The sequence below is a fragment of the Eubacteriaceae bacterium Marseille-Q4139 genome (assembly GCA_018223415.1).
Lineage (GTDB): Bacteria > Bacillota > Clostridia > Lachnospirales > Lachnospiraceae > CABSIM01.
In genome coordinates, this window is record JAGTTQ010000001.1 from 2,562,591 (window position 1) to 2,582,524 (window position 19,934).

Here is a 19,934-nt window from a genome sequence, read left to right on the forward strand (position 1 = left end):
TTGTCCCATATGATATAGTACAAACTTAATTTTGTATGAAAAAGGAGCAATCAGTATGGGTATCTGCTGTCGTAATAATTGGTGTTTTAACAGATGTGGCTGCTGCCGGAACAATAACAATAATTCCTGCTGTACTTCTCTGGCGGATACGTCCGCTGCCTGCGGGAACGGGTGCGATCCCTGCGGTTCGGGAAACAGTGTTTCTCAGGCGTCGGGAAGCGGCTGCGGCTGCGGCTCTTCCCAGTCGGGCTGCGGTTCCTCAAGATGCGGCTGTAATTCCTCCCGGTGGAATTCCTGCTGGCCGAACGGCTGCAATTCCTGCGGCACATGGGGAAACCGCTGCTGCCGGTGCGGGAACTGGGGCTGGGGCTGGAACTGGAATAACTGTTCCTGCGGGAATTCCTGGTGGAACACGGCGTACAACAGGGGCTTTCGGGCAGGAAGCAGTGCCGGCTACAACAGCGGTTACAGCGGCGGCTACAATGCCGGCTACGGTGTCGGCTATCAGGTTGGCTGTCAGAACTGCTCGGCCGCCGGAACTGCTGTCATCTCCGGAGGCTGCGGCACCTGCGGGTGATGAAGAAAAATCAGGCTGCGCTTAGGGAAACGGCTTTTATAACAGCCGCGCCCGGCTCGGTGTGCGGGAGCGCGCTTGCAGATTTTTTAAAAAAGGGATTGATTTTTGTCAGGAAATCGTGTATGGTATGTAGCATAACGAGAAGGTTCCTGTGACTGACGGGAAGGTGGGCAAAAACCACCAGGGAGCAGGAATCCATAATATGCCGACCGTCTGGGCAGTACCGCAAACGCTGCGGTGCTGCCCTTCTTTTATTGTCTGTGCGGCCGATGTCCCATTTTTGGCCGTCACGTTTTGGAAGGGCAGCAGGCAGAAGCGCGGTGCTTTTCACTGAAAGGAGAACCATATCATGAAAGCATGGGAAAACTTTAAGGCCGGCCATTGGATGGAGGCCATCGACGTCCGCGATTTTATCCAGAAAAACTATACGCCGTATGACGGCGGGGAGGAATTCCTCGCAGGCCCGACGGAGAGGACGAAAAAGGTGCTGGACACCTTTGAAGCCCTCTTAAAGAAAGAGCGGGAAAACGGCGGCGTTTTAAAGGCTGATACGAAAACCGTCATCACTCCGACGGCGTTCGGCCCCGGCTATCTGGACAGGGAACGCGACATCATCGTGGGCCTCCAGACTGATGAGCCCTTAAAGAGAGCCTGCAATCCCTTCGGCGGCATGCGGATGGTGCGGGAGGCATGTGAAGAGTACGGATACCAGGTGGATGAAGAGCTGGAGACCGAGTTCCGGTACCATAAGACCCACAACGACGGCGTTTTTTCTGTTTATACGCCGGAAATCCGGGCGGCAAGGAGCGCCGGGATGATTACGGGCCTTCCGGACGCCTACGGGCGCGGCCGGATCATCGGCGATTACAGGCGCGTGGCCCTTTACGGCATGGACCGGCTGATTGAGGAACGGGAAAAGGACCGTCTTGCCATTGGAAAACGGCGCATGAGCGAGGAGACGATCCGGCTTTTGGAGGAGCTTCACGATCAGATCGAGGCGTTAAAGTCGATGAAGGAGATGGCAGCCCTCTACGGCTATGACATTTCCGGGCCGGCAGAGACGGCCAAGGAGGCCGTGCAGTGGCTTTATTTCGGGTATCTTGCGGCCATCAAGGAGCAGAACGGCGCGGCCATGAGCCTGGGGCGCACCAGCACTTTCTTAGATATCTATTTTGAGCGGGATTTAAAGGCCGGCCGGCTCACGGAGGAGGAAGCCCAGGAGATCATGGATGATTTCGTTTTAAAGCTCCGCCTTGCAAGGCACCTTCGGACGCCCCAGTACAACGAGCTGTTCGGCGGCGACCCCATGTGGATTACCGAAGCCATCGGCGGCGTCGGCGAGGACGGCCGCCACATGGTGACGAAGACCTCGTTCCGGATCCTGCATACGCTTTATAACTTAAAGCCGTCGGCAGAGCCGAATCTGACGGTGCTCTGGTCGGATAAGCTCCCGGAGAGTTGGAAGCAGTACGTGGCGAAGGTGTCCTGCGACACAGATTCCATCCAGTATGAAAACGACGATGTCATGCGGCCCCATTATGGCGACGACTACGCCATCGCCTGCTGCGTTTCCGCCATGCGGGTAGGGAAGGACATGCAGTTTTTCGGCGCCAGGGCGAACCTTGCAAAGCTGGTGCTCCTTTCCATCAACGGCGGACGTGATGAGAATAAAAACATCCAGGTGGGGCCTGAAATGCCTGTCTGGGAGGACGAATACCTGGACTATGACCGGCTCATGGAGCGGATGGATGTCTACCGGGACTGGCTGGCGGCCACTTACGCGGACACGATGAACATCATCCACTACATGCATGACAAATACGCATACGAAAAATGCCAGATGGCGCTCCATGACCCGGAGGTGAGACGGCTCATGGCCTTCGGCGTGGCCGGCATGAGCTGTATGGCGGATTCGCTTTCGGCCATAAAATATGCGAAGGTGCGCTGTGTCAGGAACAAGGAGACGGGGCTTGTGACGGAGTTTGAGATCGAGGGCGAATATCCGGCCTTCGGAAACGATGATGACCGGGTGGATGCCATCGCCTGCGAGCAGATGAAGAAGTTCTATGAGTCCTTAAAGAAAAATGAGCTGTACCGCGGTGCTGTCCATACGCTGTCGGTACTGACGATTACTTCCAATGTTATGTACGGGAAAAAGACCGGAAGCACGCCGGACGGAAGAAAGAAGGGCGAGCCGTTAGCGCCGGGCGCAAACCCCATGTCGGGGCGGGATCGGAGCGGCGCCCTTGCTTCCTTAAATTCGGTGGCAAAGCTGTCTTATGATACGTGCCGGGACGGGATCTCCAACACGTTCTCCATTGTGCCGGATGCTCTTGGGAAATCCGAAAAAGAGCGGCTTTCCAACCTGGTGCAGATTTTAGAAGGGTATTTCGGACAGGGCGCCCACCACTTAAATGTCAATGTGATGAACCGGGAGACGCTTCTTGATGCCTATGAGAATCCCGACAAGTACCCGAACCTGACGATCCGCGTTTCGGGCTATGCCGTGAATTTTTATAAGCTTTCCAGGGAGCAGCAGCGGGAGGTCATCCGCAGAACCTTCCATACCGGCGTATAATGGAAGCGGCGAAGGTTTGCGGGCGCGTCCACTCGGTGCAGAGCCTGGGGGCCGTGGACGGGCCGGGAATGAGAAGCGTCGTGTTCCTTCAGGGCTGCCCGCTCCGGTGCGCCTACTGCCATAATCCCGATACCTGGGAATTTTCGGAGGGCACGAGGACGGAGGCCGGCGAGGTTTTTTCGCGGCTTCTGCGGTTTGCCCCATACTGGAAGCGGGGCGGCGGCGTGACCGTGTCCGGCGGGGAGCCGCTCTCCCAGCCGGAGTTTGTGAAGGCCCTGTTTTCCATGCTCCATGAACGCGGGATCCATACGGCCCTTGATACGTCGGGGGCCGGGGATCTTCTGGCGGCGCGTGAGGTTTTAAAGGAGACGGACCTTGTCCTGGCGGATGTGAAATTCCTGTCGGAGGGGGAGTATAAAAGCTTCTGCCATGGAAGCTTTGAAAAGACGAAGGCGTTTCTTTCGCTGACGGCGGAGCTTGGAATCCCTCTGTGGATCCGTCACGTGGCAGTGCCGGGGCTTACGGCAAACGAGGCATATCTTCGGGCTGTGAAAGAGTTTGCCGGCTCCCTGCCGAACCTTGAGCGGCTGGAGTTTCTTCCTTTCCATAATATGTGCGTGGAAAAGTATGAGCGCCTCGGGATTCCCTTCCCCTTAGCCGGGACAGAGCCCATGGAAGCGGCAGAGTGGCAGGCACTTTTGGAAAAAATTTAATTTTCTGTTATATTTTACGGACAATCTCCATATATTGTAGTAACAGTTCAGCCATGCAGAACCATTTGGCAAAATGCTGCGTGGGAGCTTGCTCACTAAGCAGTATTTTGCTAAATGGTTCTATATGGTGAGCGCCCAACATGAATAATTTGACGGCCAGAGTTTGCACCTTCTTGAACGGACGTTCAAGAAGTATTCCTCGCTTTGCTCGGTCAATTATGAATGGCATGGCTGAACTGTTGCATATGTAAGCAAAAGGCAAAGCCTGCCCGCAAACGGGACGGCGGCCGACAGTAATTTCCGCGGGCAGCGGAAAAAGAAATGGGAGATGAACATGGCAAGAGGCGTAAGAAAGAGTCCGAAGGAAAAACTGACAGAAAAGCTGAACTCCGTGGAGGAGGCCATCGCCCAGTACAGTCAGTGCCTGGAACAGCTTAAAAATGAGAAAAAAGAGCTGGAGGCGGAGATGGAACAGCTCGAGATTGCGGAGCTCTCGGCGATGATGAAGGAGAAAAACCTTTCTGTGAACGAGCTGCGGAACATGGTGGAACAGGCTGCGGTGTAAGGGAAATGTAAAGATTCTTCCGGTGTTTTTTGGAGGTGAGTGTGGTATAATGGCCGCATAGCGGACATTATACCTGCGCATACCGGTTTCCGCGTTCACCGCGGAAAGCCGGGCGCTAAAATCCGCCGGAGGCACCATGGCCGCATCAATCCAATCCAGACACCGGAAGAATTTTGCGGCCGGACTGCGGTATGACAGAAAAGGAAGGGAATACATATGAGGAAGCGGAACAATATAACCGGGCGAGTCCTGGGAGCCAGCCTTCTCCTGGCCGCCTGCTTTGTACAGACAGCCATGGCAGATACGGTTTACGTGGATGCCAGCAGCTTAAATTACAGGAGCGGCCCGTCCATGGAGAGCCCCGTTGTGGGAAATCTTGCCCGCGGGACGAAGGTGGAGCGGGAGGTAAACGAAGGCGAGTGGAGCCGGATCCTGGTGGGAGAAAACAGCTTCTACGCGGCGAGCCGGTACCTTTCGGCAGAGGCACCGAAAAGCCTGGCGGCGGGAGTGTCCCAGACGCCGGCGGAGAGCCCTTACGTGGATGAAACCTGGGAGGCAGAGCTGAAAAGCGATGCGCCCTACGCGTCTTTTTCAAAAATCAACAGCGGGAAGGCCATTTATTACCATAACGGCAGCGAAAACAGGAAGGACAAAACGGTCTGTGTCAACGCCGGGCATGGCACAAAGGGCGGAAGCTCCGTAAAGACGCTGTGCCATCCGGACGGTTCTCCTAAAGTAACGGGAGGCACGACGGGAGCCGGCGCCACAACGGCCGTGGCCGTCTCTTCCGGCATGACTTTTTCAGACGGGACGCCGGAAAGCCAGGTGACGCTTGCCATGGCAAAGATTCTGCGGGACAAGCTTCTGGCAGAGGGCTATGATGTGCTGATGATCCGCGAGGGGGAGGACGTCCAGCTTGACAACGTGGCGCGGACCGTCCTTGCAAATGAGTACGCCGACTGCCACATCGCGCTCCACTGGGATTCCACCTCAAGCGACAAGGGCTGCTTTTATATGAGCGTGCCAAACAACAGCAGCTACCGTGCCATGGAGCCGGTCGCTTCCCACTGGCAGTCCCACAACCAGCTGGGGAACTGCCTGATCGAAGGCCTGCGCGGAGCCGGAAACAAAATCTTTTCCTCCGGCAGCATGGAAATGGATCTGACTCAGACGTCCTACTCCACCGTGCCAAGCGTGGACATTGAGCTTGGAGACAAGGCATCGGATCATTCGGAGGCTGTGCTCGGCCGCCTGGCAGACGGGCTTATCAGCGGAATCAACAGCTTTTTTGGATATTAGGGAATTAGAAATGGAACATACGCCGGTTTTCCGGCACGAAAAAGGGCAGGCGATCTGTTTTCAGATTTCCTGCCCTTTCTCCATACCGGCCAGTGAAAGGCGCCTATTTCCAGTGCTTCAGCTTTGGAAGCAGTTCGGAAAAATAAGCCCTCGCCTGTTCCGGCGAAAAATTTTCATTTGACATGTGGCCCGCAAGAAATTCCAGGAGCTCATCCATGTTTTGATACACGAACCGGCCGTCTGCATAACACCATTTGCAGTAGTCCTCATTAAAGCTTTTGTCGGGCTCGCGGCTGATTACTGCATCGTCGTCTAACGGCATGCCGCAGCACTGGCAGATGAGCTGTCTGGGGCTTCCAAGCAGGGTGTTGATGGAAACGTTAAAAGCAGAGGAAATCTGTTTCAGCGTTTCGATGTTCGGTGTGGCATCGCCGTTTTCCCAACGGGAAACCGCCTGACGCGTCACAGCCAGCTTCCCGGCCATCTCATCCTGTGTCAGGCCGTTTTGGGTACGGATTTTTTTCAGCACGTCTTTTGTGTCCATATCTCCGCCTCCTTTCCTTCACAGGCTTAGTATAGCGGAGATTCCCTCCGGGAACAAGCAATGCTTCGTTGCTTTTTCTGAACAAGCCTGGCCGCCGGACAGATCAAAGGCACGGGCTTTCTCCCCGCTCACGGCAGGCCTTTCCAATATAAATTCCCCATTTGGCGGCGAGGAATAAAAAGGATACCAGGAACAGAAGCAGCGACAGGAAGAGGAAGGGACGCTTTGCCTTTTTGGGCAGGCAGATTCCCACCATGATTCCAAGGGAAATCAGGCAGAATTTCAACACCGCCATATCAGACACGCGAAGCTCCTTTATAAATCCGTCCGCGAACTCAAAAAGTGTTTGGCTCCTTTGTTTCCATTCTTTCATGTACTCCATAAAATTCCTCCTTTCCGTTTCCGGGTGTCGGGACTCAGGTTACTTTCTGACGAGGAGGGACTTTCCGGTCATTTCTTTCGGCTGTTCCATGCCCATGAGCTCGATTAACGTCGGCGCGATGTCTGCCAGGCAGCCGCCTTCCCTCAGCCCGATGCCGTCGCCGGCATTGACAAGAATAAACGGAACCTGGTTGGTGGTGTGAGCCGTAAACGGATCGCCGGTTTCATAGTCGATAAGCTGTTCTGCATTTCCGTGATCGGCGCAGATGAACATGGCTCCATCCACATCGCAGACGGCCTCCACAGCTTTTCCGACGCAGGCATCCACCGCTTCGATGGCCCTGATGGCCGCCGCTTCCACGCCTGTGTGGCCGACCATGTCCGGGTTCGCAAAATTGATGATGATGACGTCATATTTTCCGGAGCGGATGGCTTCCACCAGCTTATCGCAGACCTCCGGTGCGCTCATTTCCGGCTGCATATCATAGGTAGGAACCTTCGGGGATTTCACGAGAATGCGGTCTTCGCCCGGGTTTGGCTCCTCTACGCCGCCGTTGAAGAAGAAGGTTACATGGGCGTATTTTTCGGTCTCGGCAATTCTTGCCTGGGTCTTTCCATGGGCAGCCAGGAATTCTCCAAAGGTATTCGTGATGGTCTCTTTCCGGAAAGCCACCAGCTTATTTGGTATTGTCTCATCATAGTCGGTAAAGCATACATAGACGAGATCCAGTTTTTTGGGACGTGCAAAGCCCTGGAACGCATCGTCACAGAAGGCTCTCGTAATTTCCCTCGCGCGGTCGGGGCGGAAGTTGAAGAAAATGACGGAATCGCCGTCGCAGATGCGTCCGCGCGGCTGGCCGTTTTCCGTAATGACGCAGGGAACCACGAATTCATCCGTTTTTCCATCATCATAGGAAGCCTGGATTGCTGCCGGAGCCGATTCATTCTGATTGCCCTCGCCGTCAGTCAGGGCACGGTAAGCCAGCTCGACGCGGTCCCAGCGGTTGTCCCGGTCCATGGCATAATAGCGTCCCATGACGGAGGCAACCTTGCCTACGCCAAGCTCGTTCATTTTTTCTTCAAGCTGCATAACAAAGTCTTTGCCGGAGGACGGAGGCGTATCGCGGCCGTCTAAGAAGCAGTGTACGAATACTTTCTTCAGCCCGTTTCTCTTAGCAAGTTCCAAAAGGCCGAAAATATGGGTAATATGGCTGTGGACGCCGCCGTCGGAGACGAGGCCGAACAGATGCAGGGCAGAATCCTTCTTTTTGCAGTTTTCCACTGCGGCCAAAAACTCCGCATTCTCAAAAAAGTCGCCGTCTTCAATGGATTTCGTGATCCGTGTGAGCTCCTGGTACACGATGCGCCCGGCGCCCATGTTGAGATGGCCGACCTCGGAATTTCCCATCTGGCCGTCAGGAAGGCCTACGGCGAGGCCGCTGGCGTTTCCCCTTACAAAGGGGCATTCCTTCATAAGCCTGTCCATGACCGGCTTTTTCGCTTCATATACGGCATTTCCTTCCTGTTTTTCGTTGAGGCCGTATCCGTCAAGAATCATTAAAACAACAGGTCTTTTGCTCATTGCTTTTCTCTCCTTTATGTGAGCCCGTGAAAGACACAGGCACAAAACCTTTTGAACGTCTATATTGTATTATATTTAACAATATTTTACAACCATTTCGGAAAAGTTATTCGCGGCTTTTTTCGTATGCCGCTACCAGGAAGCGCCCGTTCCCGTGGGAATACTCGCAGGTGACGAGATAGAGGAGGCGGCTTCCGAATTTTGGAAGTGCATCTGCTTCCCAGAGGGAGAGGCGCCGGATTTCCTTTACTTTTTCACGAAATCGTTCTTCGTCAGAAAGGTCTTCATATAAAAAATCAGCCCCGTCCGCATCGCCCGGCAGATAGAAGGCGCCGAAAATTTCGTATTCGCCCGGCCCGCTTTCCGTGTCGAACCAGACGGTGCGGCAGCTTCGGAAAACTTCTTCTTTTTCATAGGAAAGAAGGTCGGCAAACATGGTGCCATCCTTCATATGGTGCCCGTAGACGATCCATGGAAGGCTGCGGCTTTCCAGTGACGAGGCGGCGTCCAGATATGGGACACCGTGGCGGTTTTCGCGGCCGTCAAGCCCGCGGCGGAGGTAGTAATCCGGATCTTTTGGCGTCTGCATGACCGGATAGTCCACAGAAGTGCCGGGAATTTTGATCCAGGCGGCAAGAAAGGGGAAGTCTTCCATGGCGCCGGACGGAAAAAGACCGGGGCGGGAAATCCTTCCGCGGAAAACAGGCCCGGCGGACGCAGAGCGTTCCTCACAATATGAAAATTCTTCCTTTAATTTATCGAATTGTAAAGCGGAGCGTCTGGAATCGAGAAACTGATTCCAGAGAGCCAGGGCAGAACCTGCAAAGGCGAAGAGCAGGACCCCGGAAAAAATGCGAAAGAAAATTGGTTTCATGAATGTATTGTACCACAGGATTTCCGAAATGCAATAGGAATGAAAAAAGTCGGAATAGAAAAATATTTTAAAAATACTTGCATTTTTTTGGAAAAGTGGTAAGATAATTTACGGAGGCATAGCTCAGCTGGGAGAGCACCTGCATCACACGCAGGGGGTCGCAGGTTCGAGTCCTGTTGTCTCCATGAGAGTCTCTGGATGTGAGTCCAGGGACTTTTTTTATTGCACATGCCCGGCAGGCGGCATCATGCCTGCATGAAATGGCATTTTCCCGGCAGCCCGGGCGGCTGCGGCGGAATGCAGGCGCCGGCCATTTGGCAGCCGGCCGGAGGTCAGGAAAATAATTTGGGGGAAATGACGCGCCGCCGGTTTGTCTTATGCATACCTTATTATTAGAAAATTGAAAGGAGTATATGACAATGAATTGTTGCAGCAATTCCGGCAGTGATGTGAGAAGAATGGTCATGCAGCCGGGGCTCTGCCGGCCGGCCGGAGGGCCGGGGCCAGTTGTGCCCGGCGGTTCGCCCGCAGGCCAGCAGGGGTCACAGATGCCTGGTTCTTACAGCCGTTTTCCGGTTGGAATGGGGTACGTCCCGATGCAGAATTGGGAAACACCGTATCCTCTGGCAACCGCTTTTTCCAGGGGGACAATTTTCCCGTCCCTTGATTATCCGTTTATGAGAGCGAGGTGCAGGGCATGATGGGCGGCATGAATCAGAACATGAATTCCGGGCAGTGCAGTGCGCCGCCGCTTACAAAAGCGCAGCTTATGAAGCAGATCAATGAAGCCAGCTTTGCGATGGACGACGTTCTCCTGTTCCTCGATACGCATCCGGATAATGCAGAGGCGCTCCAGTATTATAAGACGGTCACGGCCATGAGAAAAGACGCCATGGATGCCTACCAGAGCCAGTTCGGGCCGCTGATGGTGGACAGTGTGACGGGCAGCACCTGGGACTGGGTGACAGAAAAATGGCCGTGGGAAGGAGGATGCTGATATGTGGAGATATGAAAAGCGGCTGCAGTATCCGGTAAATATTAAGGAGCCGAATGCGAAGATTGCGAAGTATATTATGAGCCAGTACGGCGGGCCCGACGGCGAGATCGGCGCCTCCATGCGCTACCTCTCCCAGCGCTACGCGATGCCCTACGGCGAGCAGAAGGCGGTGCTTACGGACATCGGAACCGAGGAGCTGGCGCACCTGGAAATCGTGGCAGCCATCGTCCATCAGCTTACTCGCAATTTATCCGCCGAGGAGCTGGATGCCCAGGGCTTCGGTGACTATTATATTGACCATACGGTAGGAATCTGGCCGCAGGCGGCGGGCGGCGTTCCCTTTAACGCAAACCAGTTCCAGTCGAAGGGGGATCCCATCACGGATCTGTTTGAGGATTTGGCGGCCGAGCAGAAAGCCCGCACGACATACGACAACATCCTGCGTGTCGTAAAAGATCCCGACGTCTGCGACCCGATCCGCTTCTTGAGGAAACGGGAAATCATCCATTTCCAGCGTTTCGGTGAAGCACTCCGCGGACTTCAGGACCGGCTTGACAGCAGGAATTTCTACGCGTTCAACCCGAGCTTCGACAAAGGGCCGGCAATGCAGCCGAGACAGGGAGGCTGCTGCCAGTAAAAATGGGCGGACAAAACCACAGCCGCAGGAAAAGACTTGCATTTTCCTGCGCCCTGTGGTATTTTAAATGCATATCCGTTTTTCCCGTTCGGGACTTCAAAATCATATCGGATATTCTTGAATTTCTATTTCTTTTTATCAATATTTAAGTAGTATTCGGAAAGATCAAGTGCATGGGAAATTTCCTGGGGAGAATACTGGCGGCAGAGGGATTCAAACTTTTCCCGATTGATGTCAGGCAGCTCCATCACCTCGCCAAACAGGAGATAATCTGTGGTAACATGGCAGCTTTTTGCAATTTGCGCGACGATATCCAGGCTGGCCGTCCTCTTCCCCTGCTCGATGAGTGCCAGATAGGATGTAGAGATATGAATCATTTCAGCAAACACTTCCTGTGTTTTCTTCTGGGTGGCCCGCAGCCCTCGGATCCGCTTGCCCATAGCTTCCAAATTGACAGAATGCATGTCCATAAATGAAAATCCTCTTGCGTTTCAACAGTAATGCTACAAATAAATCATAACATTTAGAATTCACAAAATAATTTCTTATAGAAATATTTTTATTTACTAAATGTAAAAATATACGGGGCATTTTTGAAAGAGAACAAGGTGAGGGGCAGCATAATATCAAATTTTACTATAAGAAAATATTTTATTGACTAATAGAAAATATAAGACTATAATGAAGGTGCAGTTCTTCAAAAAAATGGAAAGGGGATGACAACATGGATGAAACGAAACAGTTTCAGGAATTTTCTGAAACAATTTCACGAGCCCTGGATCTGGAGCGCATGATGGCAGATATTGAGGTGTTCAGCCATCTGAACCGCTATACAGGGTCGGAGGAAGGCGAACGGGCGGCGGAGTTTATTGCCGGCCGGATGGAAAGCCTTGGGATACCTGTTTCAAGGGAGACCTACCGGATTTACCGGAGCCTGCCGGGGAATGCTTCGGTCCGCGTGACGGGAGCGGCAGGAGAGAAAGCATACGCGCTGACGCCTTATGTTTACAGCGGGACTGCAAAAGGGCTGACTGCGGAGCTGGTTTACGACGAAAAAAGCGAAGGGCCGTGTACGCAGAAAGAAATGGCGGAGAGGCTTGCCGCATTTAAAGGGAAAATTGTCCTGACCCATGAATCCGGCTATTCCTTTGCGTGCGGGGCGAAGGCCGCGGGGGCGTTAGCCGTCCTTACGATCTGGCATGCAAACCTGGCCCATCACGGCACGCTGGGCGGCGTATGGGGAACGCCCGAGCCGGATGACCTTTTTTACCGCTATCCGAGAATCCCGTTTGCGGAAATCTGCCATGACGGCGGGGAGGAACTGAAGGTATTGTGCCAAAACAGCAAAGAGCCTGTGACCGTATGCCTCGACGTGGAAATGGAGGACGGAATTTTGCCGTCGATGATGCCCGTTGCCAGGGTGGAAGGGAAAAGTGAAAAATTTGTCCTTGTATCGGGCCATTACGATTCCTGGTATGAGGGCGTTACAGATAACGGGGTTGCCAACGCCGCGATGATGGAGATGGCGCGCGTCTTTAAAGAGAACCAGGAAAAGCTTGGGAGAACCGTGGTTTTCGCCTGGTGGTCAGGCCATTCCGACGGGCGCTATTCCGGCTCGGCCTGGTATTATGACAACCACTGGATGGAGCTTAAGAAAAACTGTGTGGCGCACATCAACATGGATATCTGCGGCTGCAAGGGCTCAGATCTTGTGGGCTTCAACACCTCCATGTTAGAAGGCGCGGCGTTCGACCGGGAATTCCTTCTGGAATTCAACGATGAAGAACCGATTGCGCCTGTCCCGATGGCGAGGTTTGCCGATCAGACCTTCTGGGGAGCCGATATCCCCTTTGCCATCATGCCGAAATTCAGCAAAAAGAATCCGGGAAAGACGCCGTTTTTCTGGTGGCATTCGGTAGAGGACACCCTGGACAAGGTGGATCCGCAGATTGTTTTAAGGGACGCGAAGGTGGTTGCAAAGCTGTCGGCCATTTTTGCCAATATCCCAAGGCTGCCTGCGGACATGACGGGCTTTCTGGCGATCATGCGAAAACGGCTCATGGTGTTAGAGGAGGAGCTTTCTGCGGAATTCTGCCTGAAACCGGTCTATCCGCATCTTGACCGGCTGGAGGGCGTTTTGAAGGAAGTAGAAGAGATCCTGGCCGAGAAGGAAGCGTGCAGGGAGGACACCGACGACGCTGTCATAAAGATTTCCGGCGAGCTGGTACGTCTTGTCTATACGGAAGCCAGCCCCTATCATCAGGATCCGGCCGTGGAATACGGCTTGTTCCCGGCACTTTCCAGGGCGGCAGGGCTCACAGCAGACAACACGGAGGCGGCATACTATCTGGCTGTGCAGACGAATTTTATCCGCCAGAGAAACCGCCTGGAGGGCCAGCTTTCGGCTGTGCTGGAAGTCTGCGAAAACCTGCTGTACCGCTGGAAAAACGGCGAGCTTTAATACGGAAACGATACGACATAGACTTTTTCGGGAAAGGAGTCTTTTATGCTTAGATACATATTGAAGAGGTTCCTTCTGGTGATCCCGGTGCTTTTAGGTGCTACGCTGTTAGTCTATACGATCATGGAGTTTACGCCGGGCGATCCGGCCAGGCTGATTCTCGGCGACGAGGCGTCGGATGAGGAGGTCATGGAGCTCCGTGAGGAGATGGGGTTAAACGATCCGTTTGCCGTCCGGTACGTCCGCTTTGTTGCGGACATGCTGCACGGGGATCTGGGGATCTCCTACCGGAACAATCTGGAGGTGTCGGAGCAGATTCTCCAGAGGCTTAAAAATACCATGATCCTGGCGGGAGCCGCGGTTTTCATTGCCGTTGTCATCGGCATCCCGGTGGGAATCATCTCGGCAATCAAGCAATATACGATCTTCGACAATCTGGTTATGATGGTAACGCTGTTCCTTGCGGCATCGCCTGTTTTCTGGATGGGCCTGATGCTGGTGATCATCTTTGCGCTGAATCTGGGGATTTTCCCGGCGGCCGGCATGAAAAGCGGATTCCCGGATCTTTTAATCAGCCTGGTGCTGCCTGCTTTTACGTTGTCCAGCAACACCATGGCGACGATTGCGAGGACGACGCGCTCCTCCATGCTGGAGGTTGTACGCCAGGACTACATTGATACGGCCAGATCGAAGGGCTTAAAGGAATCGACCATTACCGTCCGGCACATGCTGAAAAACGCGCTGATTCCCATCGTTACGATGATCGGCTTGAGCTTCGGCGGCCTGCTCGGCGGATCCGTGGTTACGGAGTCCATTTTTGCATGGCCTGGCGTCGGGCGGTTCGTGGTGGAGTCCATCAACTTTAAGGACACGCCGTCCGTCCTGGCCTCCGTGGTGATGCTGTCGGTCTTCTCCACCTTCGTCAACCTGTTCGTGGATCTTCTGTATGCGTTTGTGGATCCGCGGATCAAATCCCAGTATCAGGTAAAGAGGAGGTGAGAGGATGTTCCAGGTGATAAGGACAAGAAAGGCGGAAATTGACACGGCAGGCGCTGTGAGCCGGGACAGAACCCTGTTCCAGCAGGCATGGATCCAGTTTAAGTACAACCGGAGGGCCATGCTGGGCCTTGCCATCATCGGTCTTCTTCTCGCCATTGTGTTTGCAACCATGGTGATTGACCTGGTTACGGACAGCTCAGTTTACAACAATTACGTCGTGAAGCAGAATCTCTATCTGAAGCTTCAGGGGCCGAGCCTAGCACACCCGCTTGGCTGTGATGAATTCGGACGGGATATGCTGTTCCGCCTTTTATGGGGGACAAAGTATTCCCTTCTCTTGGGCTTCTGCGCCGTAACGCTTTCCCTCTTAATCGGAGGCCCCCTTGGGATGATTGCAGGCTTTTACGGCGGAAAAACAGACAATATCATCATGCGTATCATGGATGTTTTCATGGCATGCCCGTTCATTCTTCTGGCCATGGCGATTGTGGCGGCCCTCGGAGCCAGCACGGTCAATCTTCTGATTGCCCTTGGCGTTTCCGGCATGGCTTCCTTTTCCAGAATAACAAGGGCGGCTGTGATGTCCGTGAAGGACAAGGAATTTGTGGAGGCGGCGCGGGCCGTCGGGGCCAATGACTTTGTGATTCTCATAAAGTACATTCTTCCCAACTCCATGGCGCCGATCCTGGTTCAGCTTACCTTAAGAATCGGTTCCTCCATTCTCAACGTGGCCGGCCTTTCCTACATCGGTCTTGGCGTCCAGCCGCCGCTTCCCGAGTGGGGCGCGATTCTGACGGCGGCCAAGGTCTATATGCGTGATGCATGGCATATTTCGGTTTTCCCTGGCCTCTGCCTGGTCATCACAGTCGTTGCATTCAACCTGTTTGGGGACGGGCTTCGTGACGCCCTGGATCCGAAACTGAAGCGATAGCGGGAGGAAAGGCAGATGGGGAAATTACTTGAAATCAAAGACCTGAGAGTCCAGTATGAAACCGGCGACGGCATTGTACAGGCGTTAAACGGCATCGACATCAGCCTGGAAGAGGGGATGACCCTGGGTCTTGTGGGTGAGACGGGAGCCGGGAAAACGACGCTTGCAAAAAGCATCATGCGGATCATCCCGCAGCCGCCCGGCCGGATCCTGTCGGGAGAAATCCTGTACGACGGAAACGATATCCTGAAAATGGATAAAAACGAGATCCGGAAAATCCGCGGAGAGCACATCTCCATGATTTTCCAGGATCCGATGACTTCTTTAAATCCTGTCATGACGGTGGGCGAGCAGATCGCCGAGACGATTAAGACCCATGAAAAAATATCGTCTGCGGAAGCGACGAAGCGGGCATGCGAGATGCTGGAGCTGGTGGGCATCAAGGCAGACCGCGCCGGCGATTACCCGCACCAGTTTTCCGGCGGGATGAAGCAGCGGGTGGTGATTGCGATTGCGCTGGCCTGCAACCCGAAGATCCTGATCGCCGATGAACCGACTACGGCACTGGATGTGACAATCCAGGCGCAGGTTTTGGAAATGATGCAGAATTTAAAGCGGCAGTTCCATACGGCAACGATCTTAATCACACACGATCTTGGCGTTGTGGCGCAGACCTGCGAGAAGGCGGCGATCATCTACGCCGGCGAGGTGGTGGAGTACGGAACGGTCCATGAAGTGTTTAAGGATATGAGCCATCCGTACACCATCGGGCTTATGAATTCCATCCCGAAAATTCACGTGGATGAAAGGCGGCTGCACCCAATCGAAGGGCTGATGCCGGATCCCATGGCGCTGCCGCCGGGCTGCTGCTTCTGTGACAGGTGCCAGTTCGCCCTGAAGCGGTGCCGGACGGAAAAACCGCCGATGGAGCCGCTCGGGGGAGAGCATGCGGCAAGGTGCTTCCGGGCGAAGGAAAATCTGAGGGGAGGTAGCGCAACATGAGCGAAGCGAAAGAACTGCTTCGGGTGGAACACCTGAAAAAATACTTTTCCACTCCCCGCGGAATGCTTCTGGCCGTGGACGACATTTCGTTTTCCTTAAAGGCTGGAGAAACCCTGGGCGTCGTCGGGGAATCCGGCTGCGGGAAGTCCACTCTGGGCCGCGCAATCCTGCGGCTTCATGAGCCGACGGACGGGAAAGTGATTTTTAACGGGGAGAATATCCTGGAATACGACAAGAAAAAGATGAAGCAGACGAGATCGGATATGCAGATCATTTTCCAGGATCCGTATTCATCCCTGAATCCCAGGATGACCGTGAGCCAGTCCATTGCGGCTCCGCTCATCATCCAGGGGATTTATCAGGCAAAGGAAAAGGATAAGATCCAGAAGCGGGTCGACGAGATGATGGAACTGGTGGGGCTTGCCAAGCGGTTTGCCAATTCCTATCCGCATGAGCTGGACGGCGGCCGGCGCCAGAGGATCGGCATTGCGAGGGCGCTGTCCCTGAACCCGAAATTCATCGTCTGCGATGAACCGGTATCGGCCCTTGATGTCTCGATTCAGGCACAGGTACTGAACCTGATGCAGGATCTTCAGGAAAAGCTGGGGCTTACCTACCTGTTTATCACGCATAATTTAAGCGTTGTCAAGCATCTGTCCAACCGGATCATGGTCATGTACCTGGGGCAGATGGTGGAGCTGGCAGAGCCGAAGGCCCTGTTTGCAAATCCGATGCATCCATATACGAAGGCCCTGCTTTCGGCGATCCCGACGCCGGACCCGGATCAGAAAATGGACTGCGTCGTGCTAAAAGGGGAGCTGACATCCCCGATCAATGTGCCGGAAGGCTGCCGGTTTGCGAAACGCTGTATTTATGCGAGGCCGGATTGTGAGACGAAAAAAGTAGAAATGCGTGAGGCGGAGCCCGGCCATTTTGTGGCCTGCCATCTCTGCGGAGAGCTGGGAAAGCGCGGATAAAATCGTTTTCCATGCACTTCCGTTTGAGGCATCAGGGAAACGGCGATGGAATCAGCGTTTCCTCAGGCGGCACGTCTTTTGCACAATAGAACCATGATAAAGGAGGAAAAACGGTATGAAGAAAATGACGGCACTGATTTTAGCGGCAGCCATGGTATTCTCCCTGGCAGGATGTTCCCAGGAGAAATCCGATGCCGGCGGCACAGCCGATACGGCAGGGGCGCAGGCAGAGGCCTCCGGGGAGCGGAAGATTAAAGACGAAATCGTCTTTGCCCAGAGCTCTGACTTAACGACCATGAACCCGTGTATCGGAACGCAGGAGAGAGCCTATTCCCTGACGAACCATATGTACGATACGCTTCTTTCGTATGACAGTGAGATGAATCTGGAAAACAGTCTGGCAGAGAGCTATGAATGGGTGGATGACCTGACCTTACAGCTAAACATCAGGGAGGGCGTCACGTTCCATAACGGCGATCCTTTGACCGCCGAGGACGTAATCTTCACTTTTAAGCAGAGGGCCGAGAGCGGCAACGCCTACAAAGAATATGTGGACGTGGACAACCTGGAGGCAAAGGACGACCACACGGTGATTATGCATTTCATGACGCCGCATCCGTCCTTTATCTACCAGCTTACGGACCCGGCCTGGGGCATCATGCCGAAGAATTATTTCGAGGAGGTCGGAGAAGAGGGCTTTGCGAAGGCGCCCATCGGAAGCGGCCCCTACAAGTTAAAGGAATATGTGACCGGCGATTACTATACGCTGGAACGGTTTGAGGATTACTGGGGCGGCCCGGCAAAGACGCAGTATCTGACGATGAAGATTGTTCCGGAGGCAGGCCAGAGGACGATCATGCTTGAGACAGGCGAGATCGACGTGGCTTATGAGGTTCCCTATGTGGATGCCGCCAAGATCATTGACAACGATGACCTCCAGTTCTTGTCGACGCCGTCCATGAAGATCGTTATGTTCTATCTGAACACCCAGTCGGCGACGCCGTTAAGCGACAAGCGCGTGCGCCAGGCCATTGAGTATGCCATTGACAAGGAAGCCATTGTGCAGGCAGTCTGCTACGGATACGGAACCGTTGCCTACGCGATTGTGCCGGAGAGCGTAACCGAGTATAAAGCAGTAAAGGAACCGCACGTCTACGATCTGGAAAAGGCCAAGGCCCTGATGGCGGAGGCCGGCTGTGCGGACGGCTTCTCCATGGAAATCTGGACAAGCTCGACGCAGACCAATACGGAGATCTGCCAGGTTATCCAGGAACAGCTTGCAGCCATCAATATTGATGCGGAGATTCTTGTCCAGGATGCCAACACCATCGACGCGAGAATCGACGCAGGCGACGAGTACGGCATGTCCCTGCACTTCTATTCCTGCAACAGCGGCCATGCAGAGTACACCTTATCCAACATCCTTCCGACCGGAATGACGAGGAACGATTCCAGATTCAGCAGTGCGGAATACGACGAGGCATACTACAAGTGGCTGGTGACGGTCGATGAGGCGGAACGCGATGAGCTTCTGACGACCATGTATGAGATCCAGAACGACGAGACTCCGGTGATCCCGCTTTACAACGAGGTGAAGATTTTAGGCGCCACGAAGAACCTGGAAGGGCTTGAGCTGAGCATGATCGGCGCGCATCAGTTCGAGAATGCCGTCGTTTATGTGGACTAAAAACAGAACATACAGACGATAAATACCAAAAGGGGCATCTGGCCCGCACGAAAAGGGTGCGGGCCGGTGCCCCTTTGAAGACGTTTTAAAAGGGAAGTCCGGCGTATGTCTGCGCCTGTGCCCTCCATGACAGAACTTCCCACCACAAATTTATAAAAATGTAAGGCAAATTTTGAGGATATATGGTAAAATGGACGCAAAGCGTTCATTTTACCGGCGCATACCGGATTCTGCGTTCACCGCAGAAGACCGGGCACTGAAATCCGCCGGAGGCTGTCCGGCCGCGAAGGGCGGGACAAAATGGACGCAAAGCGTTCATTTTACCGGCGCATGCCGGAAAAGAGCCGGTGAGCCATTGATAACGATGCGGCGTTAAAGCCGCATAAAACGGATAACAAAGGATTGGAACATAGGAGGGCGTTTCATGGAACAGATTAACATTCTTGTGGTGGACGACGAAAAGGAAATTGCAGATCTGGTGGAAATTTATCTTGTCAGCGACGGATATAAAGTATTTAAGGCCAACAACGCCCAGGACGGGCTGGAGCTTTTGGAAAAAGAGGAGATCCATCTCGTGCTCCTCGATATCATGATGCCGGGAATGGACGGCCTGGAGATGTGCCGGAAAATCCGCGAAACCAACAACATCCCGATCATCATGCTAAGCGCAAAATCCACGGATCTCGACAAAATCCTGGGCCTGGGAACGGGCGCGGACGACTACGTGGTAAAGCCGTTTAATCCGCTGGAGCTGACGGCCAGGGTCAAGTCACAGCTCAGACGCTACACACAGCTAAACCCCAACAGCAACACGGGGCAGAATGTGAAGAACGAGATCGCAATCCGCGGCCTTACCATCAACAAGGACAATCACAGGGTAGTCGTTTACGGCGAAGAAATCAAGCTGACGCCGATTGAATTCGATATCCTGTACCTGCTCGCCTCCAATCCCGGACGTGTGTTCAGCACGGATGAGATCTTTGAAAAGGTGTGGAATGAAAAGGTCTACGAGGCCAACAATACCGTTATGGTACATATCCGCCGCCTCCGCGGAAAAATGAAGGAGGACACCCGCCAGAATAAGATCATCACAACGGTTTGGGGGGTAGGCTATAAAATTGAAAAATGAT

The 19,934-nt window shown here is 53.9% G+C and carries 20 protein-coding genes and 1 tRNA gene; 16 read left to right on the plus strand and 5 right to left on the minus strand.

The window, feature by feature from the left end:
* The first annotated feature begins 55 nt into the window (after window positions 1-55).
* The 5 genes from KE531_12055 to KE531_12075 all read left to right on the plus strand — a co-directional run bounded on the left by KE531_12055 (window position 56) and on the right by KE531_12075 (window position 5,732).
* On the plus strand, window positions 56-577 hold the full coding sequence (locus KE531_12055; GenBank protein ID MBR9954335.1) for a hypothetical protein: 522 nt from the start codon (window positions 56-58) through the stop codon (window positions 575-577).
* Window positions 578-926: 349 nt separating this feature from the next.
* A complete protein-coding gene (pflB, locus tag KE531_12060) occupies window positions 927-3,155 on the plus strand; it encodes a formate C-acetyltransferase (GenBank protein MBR9954336.1) in 2,229 nt (742 codons plus the stop codon).
* Window positions 3,155-3,868: a pyruvate formate lyase-activating protein gene (pflA, locus tag KE531_12065; protein MBR9954337.1), complete on the plus strand. Its 714-nt coding sequence runs from the start codon at window positions 3,155-3,157 to the stop codon at window positions 3,866-3,868. Before pflB ends, pflA begins: the two co-directional genes overlap by 1 nt.
* A gap of 334 nt (window positions 3,869-4,202) precedes the next feature.
* Window positions 4,203-4,433, plus strand: coding sequence for a hypothetical protein (locus KE531_12070; GenBank protein ID MBR9954338.1), 231 nt, complete (start codon window positions 4,203-4,205; stop codon window positions 4,431-4,433).
* A gap of 216 nt (window positions 4,434-4,649) precedes the next feature.
* Window positions 4,650-5,732: an N-acetylmuramoyl-L-alanine amidase gene (locus KE531_12075; GenBank protein ID MBR9954339.1), complete on the plus strand. Its 1,083-nt coding sequence runs from the start codon at window positions 4,650-4,652 to the stop codon at window positions 5,730-5,732.
* Window positions 5,733-5,835: 103 nt separating this feature from the next.
* Here the strand turns inward: KE531_12075 and KE531_12080 are convergent, their stop codons facing one another.
* The 4 genes from KE531_12080 to KE531_12095 form a co-directional block, all read right to left on the minus strand.
* Complete coding sequence (locus KE531_12080) at window positions 5,836-6,276, minus strand: helix-turn-helix domain-containing protein (GenBank protein ID MBR9954340.1); 441 nt, start codon at window positions 6,274-6,276, stop codon at window positions 5,836-5,838.
* Between the two features lie 103 nt (window positions 6,277-6,379).
* Window positions 6,380-6,658: a hypothetical protein gene (locus KE531_12085; GenBank protein ID MBR9954341.1), complete on the minus strand. Its 279-nt coding sequence runs from the start codon at window positions 6,656-6,658 to the stop codon at window positions 6,380-6,382.
* Window positions 6,659-6,697: 39 nt separating this feature from the next.
* Complete coding sequence (gene gpmI / locus KE531_12090; GenBank protein ID MBR9954342.1) at window positions 6,698-8,239, minus strand: 2,3-bisphosphoglycerate-independent phosphoglycerate mutase; 1,542 nt, start codon at window positions 8,237-8,239, stop codon at window positions 6,698-6,700.
* Window positions 8,240-8,345: 106 nt separating this feature from the next.
* Complete coding sequence (locus tag KE531_12095; protein MBR9954343.1) at window positions 8,346-8,828, minus strand: class B sortase; 483 nt, start codon at window positions 8,826-8,828, stop codon at window positions 8,346-8,348.
* Between the two features lie 397 nt (window positions 8,829-9,225).
* On the opposite strand from KE531_12095, the gene KE531_12100 reads away from it, so the two are divergent.
* From KE531_12100 to KE531_12115, 4 genes are all read left to right on the plus strand, one after another.
* A tRNA-Val gene (locus tag KE531_12100) sits at window positions 9,226-9,298 on the plus strand.
* 228 nt (window positions 9,299-9,526) lie between these two features.
* A complete protein-coding gene (locus KE531_12105; GenBank protein MBR9954344.1) occupies window positions 9,527-9,814 on the plus strand; it encodes a spore coat associated protein CotJA in 288 nt (95 codons plus the stop codon).
* Window positions 9,815-9,834: 20 nt separating this feature from the next.
* Entirely contained in the window at window positions 9,835-10,110 is a 276-nt protein-coding gene (locus KE531_12110) for a spore coat protein CotJB (GenBank protein ID MBR9954345.1), read from the plus strand.
* A 1-nt stretch (window position 10,111) separates the two neighbouring features.
* Window positions 10,112-10,747, plus strand: coding sequence for a manganese catalase family protein (locus tag KE531_12115; GenBank protein ID MBR9954346.1), 636 nt, complete (start codon window positions 10,112-10,114; stop codon window positions 10,745-10,747).
* Between the two features lie 125 nt (window positions 10,748-10,872).
* Here the strand turns inward: KE531_12115 and KE531_12120 are convergent, their stop codons facing one another.
* Window positions 10,873-11,217 (minus strand): helix-turn-helix transcriptional regulator, encoded by a 345-nt coding sequence (locus KE531_12120; GenBank protein MBR9954347.1) that lies wholly within the window; start codon window positions 11,215-11,217, stop codon window positions 10,873-10,875.
* Window positions 11,218-11,471: 254 nt separating this feature from the next.
* On the opposite strand from KE531_12120, the gene KE531_12125 reads away from it, so the two are divergent.
* The 7 genes from KE531_12125 (at window position 11,472) to KE531_12155 (ending at window position 19,933) form a co-directional block, all read left to right on the plus strand.
* On the plus strand, window positions 11,472-13,208 hold the full coding sequence (locus KE531_12125) for a M28 family peptidase (protein ID MBR9954348.1): 1,737 nt from the start codon (window positions 11,472-11,474) through the stop codon (window positions 13,206-13,208).
* Window positions 13,209-13,253: 45 nt separating this feature from the next.
* Window positions 13,254-14,207 (plus strand): ABC transporter permease, encoded by a 954-nt coding sequence (locus KE531_12130; GenBank protein MBR9954349.1) that lies wholly within the window; start codon window positions 13,254-13,256, stop codon window positions 14,205-14,207.
* Window positions 14,208-14,211: 4 nt separating this feature from the next.
* A complete protein-coding gene (locus KE531_12135; GenBank protein ID MBR9954350.1) occupies window positions 14,212-15,138 on the plus strand; it encodes an ABC transporter permease in 927 nt (308 codons plus the stop codon).
* A 15-nt stretch (window positions 15,139-15,153) separates the two neighbouring features.
* Entirely contained in the window at window positions 15,154-16,140 is a 987-nt protein-coding gene (locus KE531_12140) for an ABC transporter ATP-binding protein (GenBank protein MBR9954351.1), read from the plus strand.
* Complete coding sequence (locus KE531_12145; GenBank protein MBR9954352.1) at window positions 16,137-17,117, plus strand: ATP-binding cassette domain-containing protein; 981 nt, start codon at window positions 16,137-16,139, stop codon at window positions 17,115-17,117. The genes KE531_12140 and KE531_12145 overlap by 4 nt, the downstream gene beginning before the upstream one ends.
* A 115-nt stretch (window positions 17,118-17,232) precedes the next feature.
* Window positions 17,233-18,804 (plus strand): ABC transporter substrate-binding protein, encoded by a 1,572-nt coding sequence (locus KE531_12150; GenBank protein ID MBR9954353.1) that lies wholly within the window; start codon window positions 17,233-17,235, stop codon window positions 18,802-18,804.
* Between the two features lie 424 nt (window positions 18,805-19,228).
* Window positions 19,229-19,933, plus strand: coding sequence for a response regulator transcription factor (locus KE531_12155; GenBank protein ID MBR9954354.1), 705 nt, complete (start codon window positions 19,229-19,231; stop codon window positions 19,931-19,933).
* The last annotated feature ends 1 nt before the right edge of the window (window position 19,934 follow it).